This window comes from Microbacterium marinum, from assembly GCF_014204835.1.
GTDB classification, from domain to species: Bacteria; Actinomycetota; Actinomycetes; order Actinomycetales; family Microbacteriaceae; genus Microbacterium; species Microbacterium marinum.
This window is the reverse complement of record NZ_JACHMD010000001.1, coordinates 644,261-661,490: the sequence shown is the minus strand read 5'-3', so window position 1 is coordinate 661,490 and position 17,230 is coordinate 644,261. Positions and strand designations below refer to the sequence as shown.

The 17,230-nt window shown below is 69.2% G+C and carries 16 protein-coding genes; 1 reads left to right on the top strand and 15 read right to left on the bottom strand.

Annotation, left to right across the window (positions count from 1 at the left end; all coding sequences use genetic code 11):
- Positions 1-15 precede the first annotated feature (15 nt).
- From BKA24_RS03240 to BKA24_RS15500, 14 genes are all read right to left on the bottom strand, one after another.
- Positions 16-921: a sugar phosphate isomerase/epimerase family protein gene (locus BKA24_RS03240; RefSeq protein WP_184215024.1), complete on the bottom strand. Its 906-nt coding sequence runs from the start codon at positions 919-921 to the stop codon at positions 16-18.
- Positions 918-2,120, bottom strand: coding sequence for a DUF993 family protein (locus BKA24_RS03235; RefSeq protein ID WP_184215021.1), 1,203 nt, complete (start codon positions 2,118-2,120; stop codon positions 918-920). The genes BKA24_RS03240 and BKA24_RS03235 overlap by 4 nt, the downstream gene beginning before the upstream one ends.
- A gap of 3 nt (positions 2,121-2,123) precedes the next feature.
- Positions 2,124-3,251: a Gfo/Idh/MocA family protein gene (locus BKA24_RS03230; protein WP_221417419.1), complete on the bottom strand. Its 1,128-nt coding sequence runs from the start codon at positions 3,249-3,251 to the stop codon at positions 2,124-2,126.
- 191 nt (positions 3,252-3,442) lie between these two features.
- The gene (gene arfA / locus BKA24_RS03225) at positions 3,443-4,963 is read right to left on the bottom strand and encodes an arabinosylfuranosidase ArfA (protein WP_184215018.1); all 1,521 of its coding nucleotides are present in this window, start codon (positions 4,961-4,963) and stop codon (positions 3,443-3,445) included.
- A 29-nt stretch (positions 4,964-4,992) separates the two neighbouring features.
- Positions 4,993-5,658, bottom strand: a complete 666-nt coding sequence (locus BKA24_RS03220; protein WP_184215015.1) for a hypothetical protein — start codon at positions 5,656-5,658, stop codon at positions 4,993-4,995.
- 2 nt (positions 5,659-5,660) lie between these two features.
- Positions 5,661-6,587, bottom strand: a complete 927-nt coding sequence (locus tag BKA24_RS03215) for a carbohydrate ABC transporter permease (RefSeq protein ID WP_184215012.1) — start codon at positions 6,585-6,587, stop codon at positions 5,661-5,663.
- The gene (locus BKA24_RS03210; protein WP_184215009.1) at positions 6,584-7,576 is read right to left on the bottom strand and encodes an ABC transporter permease subunit; all 993 of its coding nucleotides are present in this window, start codon (positions 7,574-7,576) and stop codon (positions 6,584-6,586) included. The genes BKA24_RS03215 and BKA24_RS03210 overlap by 4 nt, the downstream gene beginning before the upstream one ends.
- Before the next feature lie 73 nt (positions 7,577-7,649).
- Positions 7,650-8,939, bottom strand: coding sequence for an ABC transporter substrate-binding protein (locus BKA24_RS03205; RefSeq protein ID WP_184215006.1), 1,290 nt, complete (start codon positions 8,937-8,939; stop codon positions 7,650-7,652).
- A 219-nt stretch (positions 8,940-9,158) separates the two neighbouring features.
- The gene (locus tag BKA24_RS03200; RefSeq protein ID WP_184215002.1) at positions 9,159-10,094 is read right to left on the bottom strand and encodes a family 43 glycosylhydrolase; all 936 of its coding nucleotides are present in this window, start codon (positions 10,092-10,094) and stop codon (positions 9,159-9,161) included.
- Complete coding sequence (locus tag BKA24_RS03195) at positions 10,091-11,191, bottom strand: Gfo/Idh/MocA family protein (protein ID WP_184214999.1); 1,101 nt, start codon at positions 11,189-11,191, stop codon at positions 10,091-10,093. Before BKA24_RS03195 ends, BKA24_RS03200 begins: the two co-directional genes overlap by 4 nt.
- A gap of 23 nt (positions 11,192-11,214) precedes the next feature.
- Positions 11,215-12,990 carry an ATP-binding cassette domain-containing protein gene (locus BKA24_RS03190; RefSeq protein ID WP_184214996.1) on the bottom strand — a complete coding sequence of 592 codons (1,776 nt, stop codon included), beginning with the start codon at positions 12,988-12,990 and terminating at the stop codon, positions 11,215-11,217.
- Between the two features lie 329 nt (positions 12,991-13,319).
- Positions 13,320-14,729 (bottom strand): MBL fold metallo-hydrolase, encoded by a 1,410-nt coding sequence (locus BKA24_RS03185; protein ID WP_184214993.1) that lies wholly within the window; start codon positions 14,727-14,729, stop codon positions 13,320-13,322.
- A gap of 152 nt (positions 14,730-14,881) precedes the next feature.
- Positions 14,882-15,250: a thioredoxin family protein gene (locus tag BKA24_RS03180; protein WP_184220364.1), complete on the bottom strand. Its 369-nt coding sequence runs from the start codon at positions 15,248-15,250 to the stop codon at positions 14,882-14,884.
- 5 nt (positions 15,251-15,255) lie between these two features.
- The gene (locus BKA24_RS15500; protein ID WP_246366996.1) at positions 15,256-15,441 is read right to left on the bottom strand and encodes a hypothetical protein; all 186 of its coding nucleotides are present in this window, start codon (positions 15,439-15,441) and stop codon (positions 15,256-15,258) included.
- A gap of 99 nt (positions 15,442-15,540) precedes the next feature.
- Here BKA24_RS15500 and BKA24_RS03175 point away from each other — a divergent pair, with 99 nt between their 5' ends.
- A complete protein-coding gene (locus tag BKA24_RS03175; RefSeq protein ID WP_184214989.1) occupies positions 15,541-15,834 on the top strand; it encodes a metal-sensitive transcriptional regulator in 294 nt (97 codons plus the stop codon).
- A gap of 286 nt (positions 15,835-16,120) precedes the next feature.
- Here the strand turns inward: BKA24_RS03175 and BKA24_RS03170 are convergent, their stop codons facing one another.
- Complete coding sequence (locus BKA24_RS03170; RefSeq protein ID WP_184220361.1) at positions 16,121-17,086, bottom strand: M24 family metallopeptidase; 966 nt, start codon at positions 17,084-17,086, stop codon at positions 16,121-16,123.
- Between the last annotated feature and the right edge of the window lie 144 nt (positions 17,087-17,230).

Below are 17,230 nucleotides of genomic sequence, written 5' to 3'. Positions count from 1 at the left end.
TAGGGGCGGGTCGGCTCAGCGCCCGAGATGCGGGGACACGGATGCCGCGAACGTCGCCGCCGTGCGCGCCACGGCCTCAGCGGGGTCGCTCGCCCAGACGTCGGCGTTGAAGATCTCCACCTCGACGTCGCCGTCGTAGCCGGTGTCGGCGACGGCACGAGTGAGCCGCGCCAGGTCGATGACGCCCTCGCCCGGGTAGTGACGCCCGAGAAGCACGTCGGCCGGAAGCGGCGTCTTCCAGTCGCACACCTGATACGACGCGATCCGCCCTTCACGGCCGGCGCGCTCGATGGAGTCGTAGACGTCGGGGTCCCAGAAGATGTGGAACGTGTCGACCGTCGCGCCGACGACCGACGGGTCGAAGTCCGCGGCGATGTCGAGCGCCTGCCCGAGCGTGGAGACCACGCAGCGGTCGGTCGCGTACATGGGGTGGAGGGGTTCGATCGCGAGGGTGACCCCGGCGGCCGCGGCGTGCGGGGCGAGCTCGCCGATCGCGTCGCGCACCCGCTCCCGGGCACCTGCGAGATCGCGGGACCCGTCGGGGAGGCCGCCCGCCACGAGGACCAGGACGGCCGCGGAGCCGGGCGCGCCCGCCGCGGCAAGGGTCGCGGCCTCGTCGATGGCGACGAGGTTGTCGTCGATGGACGCCCGACGCGCGGGACCTTCGGGCATCGTGAAGAAGCCCGAGCGGCAGTGCGTGGAGAAGCGGAGCCCGGAGTCGCTCAACATCGAGGCGGCGGTCGCCAGCCCCACCTCCTGCACCGGTTCGCGCCAGAGCCCGATCGAGCGGACGCCCGCCTCGGCGGTGACGCGCAGCGCCGTCGCGAGGTCGGCGTGCTTTATCGTCCCCTGGTTCAGGGAGAGCCGCTGGTCGACGCCCAGCCCGTCGGACGCCGGTGCGGGGGTCTCGATCGTCGTCATGCGTCGACTCCGTTCAGCCTGAGCAGGGCGGTCCACCGCTCCGCGGCGATCTCGGGGCGCTCGAACGCCTTCGCGTCGTTGGCGAGCTCCACGATGCGCGAGAGGTGCGGGAGGCTGCGTGCCGAGTGCAGTCCGCCGACCATCTGGAACGCCTTCTGGTGGCCGTTCAGCCACGCGAGGAAGGCCACCCCTGTCTTGTAGTAGAAGGTGGGCGCCGCGAACACCTGACGCGAGAGCGCCTCGGTCGGCCCGAGCACGTCGAGGTAGCGCTCCGGGTCACCGGCATCCAGCGCCTGAATGGCGGCGGATGCCACCGGAGTGAGCGCGGCGAACGCACCGAGCAGGGCGTCCGAGTGCTGCCGCGGCGACGAAGCGTCGCGTTCGGGCTGAGGAGCCGCCGGCACATCCGCGCCTCCGATGAGACCGACGTAGTTGAAGTCGTCGCCGGTGAACATGCGGACGCCCTCGGGCAGCCGTTCGCGGACCGACACCTCCGACGCGGCATCCAACAGGCTCATCTTGACGCCCGCGACCTTGTCGGCGTGCTCGCCGATGACATCGAGCAGCACCTCGGCGGCGCTCTGCCAGTCGTCGGCACCGAAGTAGCCGCGCAGCTGCGGGTCGAAGGCCGTCCCGAGCCAGTGGAGCACGACGGGGGTGGTCGCCTGGGCCAGCACGGCGCGGTAGACGCGGCGGTAGTCCTCCGCGCTTTCGGCCGCGCGGGCGAGGTGGCGTGAGGCCATCAGGACGGGGCCGGCACCCTGCTCCTCGGTGAAGTGCAGCTGCTCCGTGTAGGCGTCGATCACCCGGTCCAGCGCGATGTGCTCCTCTTCGACGTGGTCGGTGTTGACGCCGACCACGACCGCGCCGCCCTCCTCCCGGGCGACGTCCGCCGACCGGGAGATGAGCTCGCGCGTCGCCGCGGCATCCAGCCCCATGTTGCGCTGGGCCGTGTCCATCGCGTCGGCGACGCCCAGACCCCACGAGTACACGTTGCGACGGAAGTCGAGGGTCGCGTCCCAGTCGATGTCGGCCGGCTGGCCGGGGGTGTTGTCGGCGTGCGCGTGCGGCACGACGTGTGCGGCCGCGTAGGCCACGCGACTGCGAAGCGGCCCGGCGGGGCGCGTGTAGCCCGAGGTGTCGACGAGGGCGACCCGACGGGTCGCGCCGTCGTCCCCGAGGAGCGTGAAATCGGTCACGGGTCAGTCCAGGGTGAGCGCGGGAAGCTCGACCTTGCGGCCCTCGCGGCTCGACTGCAGACCGGCCTCGGCGAGGAGCACGCCGCGCGCGCCGGCGAGCAGGCCGAACTCGTACGGGGTGTCCTGCACGTAGGAAAGCAGGAACTCCTCCCACTGCTGACGGAATCCGTTGAGGAAGACATCGTTGGTCGGCACCGACTGCCAGTCGGCGTCGTAGTCGTGCGCGTCTTCGAGGTCGGGGTTCCACACCGGCTTCGGGGTGGCGTTGCGGGGCTGGATCTTCGCGCCGAACAGACCCACGACAGCGGATCCGTGCGTGCCGTCCACGTGGAACTCGACGAGCTCGTCCCGGTTCACGCGCACGGTCCACGAGGAGTTGATCTGCGCGACGATGCCGCCCTCGAGCTCGAACACGCCGTAGGCGGCGTCCTCGGCGGTCGCGGTGTAGTGCTCGCCCTTCTCGTCCCAGCGGTCGGCGATGTGGATCGCGGCCTGCGCGTAGACCGAGGTGACCTCGCCGAACAGGTTCTCGAGCACGTAGTTCCAGTGCGGGAACATGTCGACGATGATGCCGCCGCCGTCCTCGGCGCGGTAGTTCCAGCTGGGACGCTGGGCGGGCTGCCAGTCGCCCTCGAAGACCCAGTAGCCGAACTCGCCGCGGACGGAGAGGATGCGGCCGAAGAAGCCCGAGTCGATGAGGCGCTTGAGCTTCTGGAGACCCGGGAGGTAGAGCTTGTCGTGCACGACGCCGGTCTTGACGCCCGCCGCGGCGGCGAGCTTCGCGAGTTCGAGGGCCTCCTCGACCGATTCGGCGGTCGGCTTCTCGGTGTAGATCGTCTTGCCCGCGGCGATCGCCTTGCGCAGGGCCGTCGCGCGAGCCTTCGTGACGAGGAAGTCCGCGTAGATCTCCCACCGCGGGTCGGCCAGCGCGCCGTCGAGGTCGGTCGTGTAGTCCTCGATGCCGTGCTGGGCGGCGATCTCGGCGAGCTTCGCCTCGCTGCGTCCGACCAGGAGCGGTTTGACCGTGACCTTCGATCCGTCGGGGAGGTCGATGCCCCCCTGCTCGCGGATTGCGAGGATCGAGCGCACGAGGTGCTGGCGGTAGCCCATGCGGCCGGACACGCCGTTCATGATGATGCCGATCTCGCGCACCCGGGGCGCGGAGGAGGGCGCAGCCGGGGCGGTCGCGGTGAGGGTCGTCTCTGACACGGTGGATCCTTCGGTTCGAGCGCGCTCTGCCCGCCGTTGCGGTGGGTAAGCGCTTTCCAGTTTCATCAGTGTGACATCGGAAGACGCTTTCCGCAAGCGTCTTCCGAGGAAGTTCAGACCAGCCGGATCGCCGCCCAGCTGACGGCCGGAAGGTCCAGCACCAGCACGTCGCCGTCGACCGCAGCGCCGTCGAGGGGGCGGACCCCGACCCGCTCCGGCGTGGACAGCGTGTTCGCCGCGTAGATGTCGTCGTCGTGGAGCAGATGTGACTCGACGACCCGCGGAGCCCGCCCGTGCGCGCGGACGAAGCCCGACACGTCCAGGCGCAGCGACGCGGCATCCGTCGTCGACCGGTTGACGACGAAAAGGCTGAGGCCCTCATCGTCGACGGTCGCGACGGCATTCACCTTCGCCACGTCGCCGAACCGCTCACTGCGGAAGGTGCCGGCATCGACAGGCACCCGGAGCACCCGCTCCCCCGCGAGCCGCGAGGTGATCGAGAACGGGAAGAAGGTCGTCTGGCGCCAGGTCGGTCCGCCGGGCTCGGTCATGATCGGCGCGATCACGTTCACGAGCTGGGCCAGGGATGCCGAGCGGACCCGATCGGCGTGCTGGAGCAGCGTGATGAGCAGGTCGCCGAAGACGACCGCGTCGAGCGCGTGGTACTGGTCCTCGAGGAGTCGAGGGGCGATCGGCCAGCCGCGCTCCTCGGGCTTGTCGTTCTGACCGCCGTCCTCGTTATGGAGGTACCAGACGTTCCACTCGTCGAAGGAGATCATGATGCGCTTGCGGCTCTTCTTGGTGGCGGCCACCGCATCGGCGATCGCGACGACGGAGGAGATGAAGCGGGACATGTCCACGCCCGACGCGAGGAACTCCTGCGCGTCACCGCCCATCTCCTGGTAATAGGAGTGGCACGAGATGAAATCGACGTCGTCGAACGTGTGCTCCAGGACCGTCCGCTCCCACGAGCCGAACGTCGGCATGCCGCTGCCCGAGGACCCGCAGACGACGAGTTCGATGTCGGGGTCGAGCATCCGCATCGCCTTGGCCGTGCGCGAGGCGAGCTTGCCGTAGTCGTCGGCATTGCGGTGGCCGATCTGCCACGGTCCGTCCATCTCGTTGCCGAGGCACCACATCGAGACGCCGAACGGCGTCACGCGGCCGTTGCGGGCTCGCTCGCGCGTCCACGAGGTGTCGGCGTCGGAGTTGGCGTACTCGAGGAGGTCGAGCGCCTCGGCCGTGTCGCGCGTGCCGAGGTTGACGGCGAGCATGAGGTCGCTGCCGACGAGGTCGAGCCACTGGGCGAACTCGTGCAGGCCGACCTGGTTGGTCTCGGTGGAGTGCCAGGCGAGATCGAGGCGCTGCGGTCGGTCCTCCTTGGGTCCGATGCCGTCCTCCCACCGGTACCCCGAGACGAAGTTGCCGCCGGGATAGCGGATGGTCGAGACGCCGAGCTCCTTCACGAGCGCGACGACATCCTGGCGGAACCCGTCGGCGTCGGCGCTCGGATGACCCGGTTCGTGGATGCCGTCGTAGACGTGCCGCCCCAGGTGCTCGACGAATCCGCCGAACAGGCGACGGTCGATGTCGGTGAAGGACGAGCGCGGGTCGAGGGAGCCGTGGGTGGTCACGGTGAGCCTTCCTGTGGGAGGTGGAGCGGTCAGCGCGTGCGACGCCGCTGCGGAACGGCGACGACCGCCAGCGCCGCACAGCCGATGGCCGCCGGGAGGAGCGGGGGCAGAGCCCAGGTCAGCACCACGACGAACACAGCGGCCGAGAGGGAGTAGAGCGCGCCGATCGGGTCGCGCGAGACGTCGGCGGGGATGCCGCGGATCGCCGCCTTCCACCCGGCCTCCGGCGTCCATGCGCCTGCGGCGGCGAGGAGGGCGACGGCGAGCGCGCCGAGTCCTGCCCAGCCGACGATCTCGACCACCGCGCCGCCCGGGAGGAATCCCGACCGCGCGAGGTCGATGTCGATGAGGAGGGCTACGGCGATGGCGGCGGCGGCGAGGCCGACGAGCGCACCGGACGCGAGACCGGCCCGGACGTCTCGCCAGAAGAAGGAGAGTCGGGAGTCTTCGGCGGCGACGAAGCGTCGAAGGTGACGGATGCCGGCGGCCAGAGCGATCGGGAGGGTGACGACGACGATGCCGACGAGCGTGATGAGCAGACCGATCATCAGCACTTCGCCGAGCAGGGCGAACTTCGCTCCGGCGCCCGGGAACCGAGCGACGGGACGCGCATCGAGCGTCGGCCCGCTCCCGGTCCGGTCGGCCCGAACGGCGGCGCGGTGCGCGCGCCGGTCGGAGCCGCGGGTGGTCGTCACGATCAGCCCTTGAGTCCCTGCGTGGCCACGCCGTCCACGAGGAACCGCTGGAACACCAGGAAGAAGATGAGCACGGGCAGCAGCGCCAGGAAGGAGGCGGTCACCGTTGCACCGTAGTCGCTCGTCGAGGACTGGTCGTTGTAGAGGCGCAGCGCGATGGGCAGCGGGTAGTTCTCGGGGCTGGTCAGGTAGAGCAGCGGACCGAGGAAGTCGTTCCACGACCAGATGAACGCGAAGATCGCGCAGGTGATCAGCGCCGGCTTCACAAGCGGCAGGATGATCGCCCAGAAGATGCGGATGTGACCGGCGCCGTCGATGCGCGCTGCCTCGTCCATGTCACGCGGCATCTGGCGCATGAACTGCACGAGGAGGAACACGAAGAAGGCTTCGGTGGCCAGGAACTTCGGCAGGATAAGCGGCCAGAACGTGTCCACGAGACCGAAGTTGTTGAAGAGGATGTACTGCGGGATGATCACGACGTGGAACGGCAGCAGCAGCGTGCCGATCATGGCCGCGAACAGGATGCCGAGCCCCTTGAACTGGATGCGCGCGAAGGCGTACGCCGCGAGCGCGCTCGACAGGACGGTGCCGACGACCGCGGCGACGGCGAGGATCAGCGAGTTCCAGAAGAACTTCCACAGCGGGACTCCCGCGATGCCCTCGAGGACCTTGGTGTAGTTGTCGAAGGTCGGCGAGTTGGGGATCAGGCCCGGGTTCTGTCCGAACTCACCGTTCGGCTTGAACGTCGAGAACGCCAGCCAGACGAGCGGGTAGAGCACGATCGCGGTCAGCGCGATGAGGCCGATGAGCCACAGTGCGGTCTGCCACGTCTTGCGGTGCACCTTCCGGCGGGGAGGCAGCGGCGTGGTCTGCTGTAACGCGAAGGTCAGGTCGGTCGCGCTCTGCGAGGTGGGGGCGTTGAGGCTCATCGGTTGTCTCCCGCGTAGTGCACCCAGGAGCGCTGGGTGCGGAACAGGACGAAGGCGATGACGGCGACGACCACGAGGAGGACCCACGCGATGGCGGCCGCGTATCCCATCTGTCCGTCGGCGAAACCGCGCTTGTAGAGGTAGAGGGTGATGAAGTTCGTCATGCCGGCAGGGCCGCCGGATCCGTTGGAGATGATGTAGGCGGACGCGAACACCTGGAAGGCGCCGATCAGGCCCAGCAGCAGGTTGAAGAAGATGACCGGCGAGAGCATCGGGAGCGTGACGGCACGGAAGCGGTGCCAGGCGTTCGCCCCGTCCATCTCGGCTGCCTCGTAGAGCTCCTTGGGGATCTGCTTGAGCCCAGCCAGAAAGATGACCATGGTCGCCCCGAACTGCCAGATCGACAGCACGATCATCGCGGGGAGGACCAGGTCGGGGTTGCCGATCCAGCCGCCGAGGTCGAGTCCGAAGAACGAGAGCGAGCTGTCGACGGGGCCGTCGCCGGCGAACATGGCGCGCCAGACGATGGCCACGGAGACCGAGCCGCCGATGAGCGAGGGCGCGTAGAACGCCGACCGGAAGAAGCCCGATCCCTTGTCGCGGAAGTTCAGGAGCATCGCGACCACGAGTGCCGCGGCGAGGGTGATCGGTGTTCCGACGAGGACGTAGACGAGCGTGATCTGGGCCGACTGGATGAACTGCGGATCGTTCGTGAACAGGCGGATGTAGTTGTCCAACCCGATCCAGGACGGCGGCTGGAAGATGTTGTACCGCGTGAACGAGAGGTACAGCGAGTACACCATCGGGATGATCGTGAGACCGAAGAAGCCGATGAGCCACGGCACGAGGAAGCCGTATCCCGCGAGGGTCTCGCGGCGCGAGCGCGCACGCTGTCCGGGTCGGTCGAGGTTCTCGGGACGGCGGGTGCGCAGCAGCGCCTTGCGCCGCTTGTCGCCGGTGACGATGACTCTCGTCGCGGTGGTGCTCACGGGTGCTCCTGGGGGTGAGGGGAAGGGATGAGAGCGGGGGCTCGGGCGCGGACGTCCGAGCCCCCGCCTGTCATCACTGGTTCAGGACGACGTCCATCTCGGTGAAGAACTGCGAGACGGCCTCGTCGACAGTGATGGTGCCGAAGTTCAGCTCCACCCCCAGCTGACGGAACTTCTCCTCGAGCGTGCCGTAGCCGACGATCGGCACCGGCGGCGCGTCGCCCAGGCGGTCGGCGATGGCCTCTTCGTGAGCCTGCACCTGCTGGCTGAGCGGGTCGAGGTCGGCTGCGGCGAGCGCGGTCTCCGAGGCCGGCAGGCCGCGGTTCGTCCCGAAGATCTCACCGGCTTCGGGCGAGTTCACCAGGAAGTTCACGAGCGTCGCCGCCGCCTCCGGGGCGTCGGTGTTCGCCGAGATCGTGTGGAGCATCGAGGGCTTCAGGTACAGGTCCTTCGCCCCTTCCTCGGTGATCGGCGGCGCGATGAGGTTGAGCTCGGTGTATCCCTCGCCGAGGTTGCCCAGGTAGCCGGCACCGAAGTTGTCCCAGGTGAGCTCGCTGGCGGAGATGGCGGTGTCGAACGGGCCGAGCGGCAGCGCCTCCTCGACGGTCTGCTGCGGCACGCCGATGCCGTCGCGGATCTCCTGGCCTTCTTCCCAGAAGGCGGCGAGGCGCGCTTCGTCGAACTGCGGCTCACCCTCCTCGCTGAAGAGATTGCCGCCCTCGGCGCGCAGCTGCAGTTCGAAGTTCTGGATGCGGCCGGTGTAGTCGGCGCCGCCCCAGAACTCGCCGCCGGACGCCTCCGTGACCTCGGCCATCCACGCGGTGTAGTCGCTCCAGGTGCCGCCTTCGAAGTCCTCGACGCCCGCCTTCTCGAGGAGGACGGGGTTCGTGAACAGGCCCCACGCATTGGTGGAGGTCGCGATGCCGTAAGTCGTGTCGTTCACGACGCCGATGTCGAGAATGTTCTGCGGAAGCGGGTCGGTCTCGATGATGCCGCCGAGGTAGGGCTCGAGATCGAGCAGGAGCCCGTTCTCCGAGTACTGGCGCAGGTACGAGTAGTCGAATTGCATGACGTCGGGGAGGTTCTTGCCCGCCGCCTCCGTCTGGCGCTTCTCCCAGAACTCGGGGAAAGCGAGGAACGTCGGGTTGACGGTGATGTTCGGGTATTCCTCGTTGAACGCGTCGATCGCCTTGTTGTACAGATCGGCGCGGACGTCGTTGCCCCAGAACGCGAGGTCGAGGGTGACCTTCTCGTCGGGGTCGTACGTTCCTGCCGGCTCAGGGCTGCCGGCGCATCCTGCCAGGGCGAGCGCCGAGCCGGTCGCGAGGGCGACGGCGGCGATGACCCGCTTGCTGATGAACATCCTTGTCCTCTCTTGAACGTCCGTGTTCCGAGTGCTCCGGACGTCCTGGTCCGTGTGTGCGGTGCGCTCTCGGTGCTGTCGAGTGGGAACTCGGGAAAGCGCTTGCCAGCGACGGTACTACGCGTGGAATCGTTTGGCAAGACATTTCGGAAAGCGATTTCCTTCCGGAGCACCGGGGATGGGACCGGTAACAACCCTCATGCTAACGAAGGCGCCCGGTCAGCGCTCAGATGTCACCAGAACGTCACCCACGACGCGGAGGAGCACCCGGTAGACCGCGCATCGGCGGTCATCGACCGTCTCGGCATCCACATCGGGGACGTAGGCGGCGGCGGGGTGGCCGAAGAAGTAGAACCACAGGTCATCGCCGTGCCGGACGGCGGCGCCATGGTGACCGAAGCCCGGACCGGGCACCTCCCCCGCACCGAGGATCACGGTGTCGGCGTCGCCCTGCCGCTCCCATGCCACGCCGTCGCGCGAACGATGCACGGCCATCCCCCGCCACTCGTCGACGATCATCCACCACCAGCCCGAGAGCTCGAAGACGAACGGGCCCTCGTGCGCGCGCCCGGCGATCGCAGTCCCGTCGGAGCGCCACTGCGCGAGGTCGTCCGAGACCGCCACCTTCGTCACCGAGTCGGCCGCCTCGTCCTTATACCAGAGCCGCCATCTGCCGTCGGCGACCTTCGCGACGGCCGCGTCGATCACCCGGTCGCTGTCGAGCTCGAGAGCGCCCTCCCGGTGCCACTCCCGCAGATCCGCAGACCGGTACTCCACGATGTGCCGGGCGTATCCGGGCCAGCGGTCGGGGATCCCCTCGATCTCGGTCAGGTACATGCGCCACCCGACCCCGTCGCTGATGACCTCGGGGGCCCAGTGCGTGCGATCGACGATGGATGCCGGGCCCGCGGCATCCCGTCGGAGGGAACCGTCCGGCTGCGGCTCGAGGGTTCCCGCGTGGTCCCAGGCGACACCGTCGGCCGAGCGGGCCACCCCGATCCGACTGCCGTGGACCCAGGCGACGCCGGGTCCGGGATCGGGGTGCGTCGCCCGCCGCTGCGTGTAGAACATCCACCAGGTGCCGTCGTCGATGACGACCGTCGGGTCGGTCGCGCCGTCGTAGATCGGGTCGCGGTAGAGCTCGGCGAGGGTCACGCCCGCTCCTCCGCCGGACGCATCTCAGCGACGGTGCTGCGCAGCCCCGCACGGTGGGTGGGGTGCACGGCGAGGTCGGCCGGCGTGACGACAGCACCATCGGCGGCGGCGGACGCGTAGATCGCACTGACGAGCTCGAACGAGCGCGCCGGCTCGTCGGCGGTCGACGGCAGCGGAGCGCCCGAGAGGATCGCGTCGAACACGTCCCGCAGGAGCGGTCCGTGGTCGCTGCGCTCCTCAGCCTCGGGGAACGCCCACCCCTCAGCGGCAGCCTCGAAGCCGGGCGCCGGCGTGATCGACCAGTTCTCGTGTCCGTGGCCGTAGAGATGGTCGACGGTGATCGTCGCCCGCTGCGTGTCGATGCGGATGGAGCTGGTCTGCCGGGGCGACACCGCGCTCGTGAGCACCTGCGCGACGACGCCGTTCGCAAAGGTGACCGTCGCCGTCGATGCGTCCTCGGTCTCGGTCTCGCGGTCGAGACGCCACAGCCGCCCCTGGACGCTCGCCCAATCACCCAGGAGATAGGCGAGCAGGTCGAGTTGATGGATGCCGTGGCCGAGCGTCGTGCCGCCGCCTTCGGTGGCCCACGTTCCGCGCCAGTCGACGGCGAAGTAGTCCTCGCCTCGGAACCAGAGCGTGCGGCAGTCGGCCAGCAGCGGTCGGCCGAGTTCTCCCGACTGGAGGAGCCCGCGAACGTGCGCGGCGGCGGTGCCGGTGCGCTGCTGGAACACGACGGCGAGTCGCCGGTCCGCTGCGGTGGCCGCGGCACGCATCGTGTCGAGCTCCGCGAGCGAGGGTGCGGGGGGCTTTTCGACCACGACGTGCGCGCCCGCGGCCACGCTCGCGATCGTCTGCGCGGGGTGCGCAGCCGGCGGGGTGCAGATGAGGACGACGTCGGGATGCTCCGCCGCGAGCAGAGCGTCGAGGTCGTCGTAGACGGCGGGCTCGCCCCATCGGGCGGCGAAGTCCTCCGCCTTGGCACGGGTGTGGTCGGTGACCGCGACGAGCTCGGCGTGCGGGTGAGCGGCGACCGCCGCGGCGTGCAGCTCGGCGACGCCGCCGGTGCCGACGATCGCGATGCGGAGGGACGAGGGCATCGGGGTACCTTCCTGCGCGGCGGTCATGACAGTCCCGCCTGAGTGAGATGCAGCTGGGCGTAGCGCCCGCCGAGGGCGAGGAGCTCGTCGTGCGAGCCCTGTTCGACGATACGGCCGCGTTCGAGCACGACGATGGTGTCCGCCTGGCGGACCGTCGAGAGCCGGTGCGCCACGACGAGTGTGGTGCGCCCCGACATGAGGCGGCCGAGCGCGTCTTTCACGAGCTCTTCCGACTCGGGATCGAGCGCGCTGGTCGCCTCGTCGAGCAGCAGGATGCGCGGGTCGCGCACCAGGGCGCGGGCGATCGCGAGACGCTGCCGCTGCCCTCCCGAGAGGCGAGCGCCGCGTTCGCCGACGACGGTGTCCCATCCGTGCGGCTGGTCGCGCACGAACTCCCACGCGTTCGCATCGCGGAGGGCCCGCTCGATGCGGGAACCGTCGATCTCGCCGAGACCGTAGGCGACGTTGTCGCGGATGGTGCCCTCGAACAGCACGGACTCCTGTGGCACCACCGACACGAACCGGCGCACCGTGCGCAGATCGAGCGCCTGCATGTCGCGACCGTCGATCAGCATCCGCCCCGAACTCGGGCGCAGGAAGCCGAGCACGAGGTTCAGGAGCGTCGACTTGCCCGATCCCGAGGATCCGACGAAGGCGACGGTCGTCCCCGCGGGGATCTCGAGGTCGATGCGGTGCAGCGCGTCGTCGTCGGAGCCCGGGTACCGGTGCGAGGCGCCCTCGAGCGAGAGCGTGCCGGTCACGGCATCCACCCGCTCCTTGCCCTCGTTCTGCTCCAGGTCGGGCTCCTGCAGCACCTCGGCGATCGACCGCACCGACTCGAGGCCGCGGGCACCGACGGGGATCAGCATGAGCAGCTGGGTGAGCCCCTGCGTCAGCAGCGTGAAGTAGGTCGACAGCAGCACCACTTCGCCGGGGGTGATCGGCAGGATGCCGGTGAGCGAGAAGACCGCGGCCAAGACCAGGCAGCCGACACCGAGAAGCTGCATCGCGACCCACGAGATCGAGGCGACGTGGCCGTTGAGCATGTCGAGGTGCAGTCCTGCACGCCGGACGCCGTCGGCGCCGTTCGCGACCCGGGTGACGGCGGTCTGCTCGAGTCCGTGCGCCCGCGTCACGGGGATGAGCGACGCCATCTCGCCGACGCGGGCCGAGAGGGTCTCGACCTCGCGTCGGAACAGCTCGTTGCGCTCGCGCGAGCGGTTGCGCATGCCGTAGCGGATGCCGATGGCGATCGGCACGGCCAGGGCGTAGACGGGCAGGAACTGCGGCACCGCGATCGCGGTCATCGCGATGGCCCCGACCATGACCATGGTGGCCGAGAGGAGGGGGTGGGTGACCTGCTGGAGCATGAGCTCGACGTTCTCGACGTCGCGGACGACCTTGGTCTGCACGATCGAGGAGCTCATCCGCGTGTGGTAGCCGATCGACAGGCTCTGCAGTCGTTCGGCGAGCCCGTTGCGCAGGTCGGCGCCGGTGTCGCGGACGACCGTCATGAAGCTGCGGGTGTAGAGGATGTGGTTCGGGTAGTTCTGGAGGAGGAGCGCGGCGGCGAGCGCGAACCACCAGATCACGGCGGTCACGTCTCCCCGCTCGGCGACGATGTCGATGATCGCCGCCGTGATGACCGGCAGGAACCAGAGGGGGATCTCTTTGAACGCGAAGGCGAGGATCGCGACCGCGAGGCGGCCGGGTCGGCGCGCGAGCACGCGGAGGACCGACCGCGTCGGATGCGCTCCGTCGATCAGCTCCGAGATTCGGGAAAGCGTTTTCCTCACCACGCGTCCATCGTACGTCGCGGAGTGTGCGCCTGACTAGGTGTCAGAGTCCTGCAGGACCGGCAGGACGATAGGGAGGCCCTCGGGCCGAGAATGCGCGCCTTGTCGGCCGGCATGGGCAAGGGTTACGTCTTTGGGCCGGACGATAGAGATTCCGGTGGTGATGATGGCGAGCACGGCGAGGGCGAGACGGCGCACGTGCGTCCTTCTAGGTTGTGGAGGACTATCGGTCGCCGGCGCCGCTGGCGCAGTGGCGGGCGGGACGGCCAGGGCGGTCAGGCGGTGAGCGTGGCGGTGACGATGGACTCACTGACTCGAGCTCTCCGGCCCGATCAGGCCGCGGTGGGTTGGGGCGCGGTGGCGGCGACCCAGGCGCTGTAGCTGCCTTCGAGTTCGATGACGTCGTGCCCGGCGCGGCGGAGCGCGCTGGCGACGACGCTGTTGCGGACGCCGCTCTGGCAGTAGGCCAGGATCTTCCCGGCGGGCAGTTCGTCGGCGTGCCAGAGTACTCGGCCTCCGGAGAGCTGCTTAGCACCGGGGATGTGCCCCGCGGTGTACTCGGTGCGGTTGCGAACGTCGAGGAGGAGTGCCGCGTCGACCTGGTCAAGGTCGGTCGGGGCGATCGTCTTGGGCTGCACCGTGGGGAGACCGTCGAGGGTGGTGATGAACCCGTCGACCCGGTCGATGCCCACGCGAAGGAGGTGGTCCCGGAACTGGGCTGCGGCGTTCGCAGAGTCGATGAGCAGCACGAGCGGGCGGGTTTCGGTCTCGGGGTCGTAGACCCAGGCGCCGTAGCTGGCTGCCTTCGTGACACCGGGAACGTTCAGTGCGCCCGGCACGGTGCCCTCGTGGACGAGCGAGTGGTGGCGGGTGTCGACCACGATGACCCGGTCGCCCTCGAAGTCCGCGCGAAGCTCGGACGCCGAGTACTCGGTCAGTGAGCTGACCTGGCCGCGCAGGGCCGGGCCGACCCGATTCTGCCGCTTCATGCGCGCAAAGTACGCGTGCGCGTCAGGCTGATCCTTCAGCAGCGTGTCGATGAAGCCCTGCTCGTCACCGGCGTCGAGGTACGGCGCCCACCACGCGAAGCGGCGTTCGTAGCCGACGGTCGAGCTGGGGACGGCGCCGAGGGCCTTGCCACACGCAGACCCCGACCCATGAGCGGGGAGCACCTGCACGTAGTCGGGCAGAGTGAGCAAGCGGTCGCGGAGGCTGGCGAACAGGTCGCGCGCACCGTAGAAGCGGGTGTCGACACCGCCGGCGGCTTCGTCGAGCAGGTCAGGGCGCCCCACGTCACCGACGAACACGAAGTCACCGGTCAGGAGGTAACCCGGCTCAGAGGAGGCGGCGCCGTCGGTGATGAGGAAGGACAGGTGCTCGGGGGTGTGCCCGGGAGTGTGGACCGCCTCGACGGTGATGTTCCCGATAGCAATGCGGTGGCCGTGCATCATCCGGGTGGCGTCCTGGAACCCGGAGCCGTACTGCCAGTCAGGGCCACCTTCGCCGGAGACGTACACCGTCGCTCCGGTGCGGGCCGCGAGTTCGCGGGTGCCGGAGAGGTAGTCCGCGTGAATGTGGGTTTCGGTGACCGCGGTCATGGTCATGCCGTTCCTCGCGGCGAGGTCGAGGTAGACCTGCACGTCACGGCGAGGGTCGACGACGATCGCTTCGCCGGTGCGCTGGCATCCGATGACGTAGCTGGCGTGGGCGAGGTCGTCGTCATAGAGACGTTCGAGGAGCATGGTTCGGCTTTCGTGTCGCTGTCAGTGAGCGCAGCTGCAGCGCTCGTCGTTGGGGGTGCCCGCGAGGGCTTGTTCGATGTGCTGTCCGCAGCCGGCCCAGGTGGGCTTACCGCAGGTCGAGCAGGTGATCTGTGCACACATAGGGGGTCCTTTCAGGCGGCGGTGGACGATTCGGCGATCTGCCAGCGCACGTCGTCCATGTCGAGTTCGCGGGCCTTGCTGATCAGAAGCTCGAGCTGAGGTTCGGGGAGAGCGCCGGGCTGCTTGTAAACCAAGACGCCGTCACGGATGACCATGAGCGTGGGAATGGAGGTGATGCGGTTCGCTGTGGCGAGCCCAACTTCCGCTTCGGTGTCGACCTTCGAAAAAACGACGTCGGGGTGGCGTTCCGACGCGGCCTCGAACACGGGGGCGAACGCGCGGCAGGGCCCGCACCAGGCCGCCCAGAAATCCACGAGGACGATGCCTTCGCCCGCAACCGTACCGCCGAAGGTCTCGCCGGTCAGATCGATCGTTGCCATGCCCGTCACTTCCCGAACAGGCGGGAGAAGAACCCACCACGCTGCGACTGCGCGGCCTGGACCTCGCCGCGGGTGTGGTTGCCGTTGCACCATTCCGATGCGGGCACGCTCTTGCGGACGGCTGCGACATGCTGTCCGCATCCAGCCCACGTCGTCTTCCCGCAGGTCCGGCACTTCGTTGCTCTGCACATGTGATCCTCAATCTGTAATACCCCTGGGGGTATCGGGCGGGGTAGACTCAGCATACCCTGGGGGGTATCGTGATTGTCAACTTCGCGGAAGGAACGAAGATGAGCGCAGCCGAGACCCCCATCGCAGAGTTCGCCCACGACGCCGAGGCCAAGCGAAAAGTCGTCAACCGTCTCAAGCGCGCTCAGGGTCAGCTCGCCGCGGTCATCGCTGCCGTGGAGAGCGACGCGCACTGTCGCGACGTCGTCCAGCAGCTCGCCGCCGTCTCCAAGGCCCTCGACCGGGCGGGGTTCCTCGTCATCTCCACCGCGCTGCGCGACTGCATGACCGCCCCCGACGCAGACGGCGTCAGCACCCCGGATGAGCTGGAGAAGCTCTTCCTATCTCTCGCCTGAGCGACTCGGACCCGTCCGATCCGAACACAGCGCATCTATCCACTCCGAACACAGTGGATCTATCCGCGTCAGTGTCACAGCAGACGTCGAAGCCCGGGACACGCTGGCAGGCATGCACCTGCGCATGTACGTCACAACCACGAAGCTCACCGCGAGTCAGCACCGCCACGTCGTCGGCTTCCTCACCTCGATGGCGGAAGCGATCGATTCAGTGGACGCTCGCTGGGCAGTCCGCGCCGGACGGTGGCTGGGGAGCCATAGCGAAGACGACTCCCGCACGGCGGACTCAGCCGAAGGCGCGGGCGGTCGGTCGCAGACGGCCCGCGCGGGACATGGTGGGCCAGCGCTCGTCCACGGTCAGCACCTCGATGCCCGACGCCGTGGCGAGCACCGTGTCCTCCACCTTCGCGCCCGGCGCGCTCGGATTCCAGGCGAAGGCGTGCGCCGCAGAAACGACGTCGACGGTCTCCGCCGTCGCGCGGGGGTCGCGCCCCGCGTACCCCGCGGCTCCGCCCTGGTGGTGCCGTCGCCACTCGTCGGCATCGAACCCCGCGGCGCCGTAGGCAGCGCACCCGGCGGCGAACACCTCATCGAGGCGCGCCCCGGGCACGGTGGCCGCGAAGTAGGCCGCCTCGACGTCGAGGATGCGCTCATCGTCGGGTCCGGCATCGCCGACCCACCGGGTCGCATTGGTGATGAGCCCGTGGCGTCGGCCGCAGACGACGAGGATCGCGCGCGGCCCCAGCGGTGCGGAGGTGGGGAGGGGATGCCGATGGGCGAGCCGTCCGCGTCCCGCGACGAGCACCACGAGTGGGTCGATCCCGCGTGCGACCAGCGCCCCCGAGAGGGCGGCCGCGGCGTCTCGCTCGGAGAACGAGGGCAGGAGGACGGATGCCACATCGGTCAGCACCTCCGCCGTCTCACGCCCGAGCCGCCGGTAGCGCTCGGTCTCGGCGGGCAACAGCTCGGCCCGCGCGGCCCGCATGAGCTGCGCGATCTCGGCCTCGGAAACGGCGGCACCCGCGGCGGCCGCGGCGAGCGCCGGCGGCGTCTGCCAGGGCACGGGGATCACGGTGGCGGCATCCGTGTCGAGGAGTTCTTCGGCGACCAGGCGGTCGACTTCGTTCGCGGCGACGTACAGCTCGTCGCCGGCCGCAGTGACGCGCACCGCCGCGACGGGCGGGCCCGCGAGGGAGACGTGGGTGCGGACGCCGTCCAGATACCAGGCGATTGCCTCGTGGGAGGTGAGCAGCAGCGCCTCAGCATCCAGTGCCTCCCGGACTGCGCCGAGGCGGCTCTGTTTGACGTGCCGGTCGGCGGCGGACGGTGGCATGGCGCTCCCGGGGTGATGAAACGTTTTCTCGGTAGTATGTCCCATGCCGCTCCGCCGAGCGGC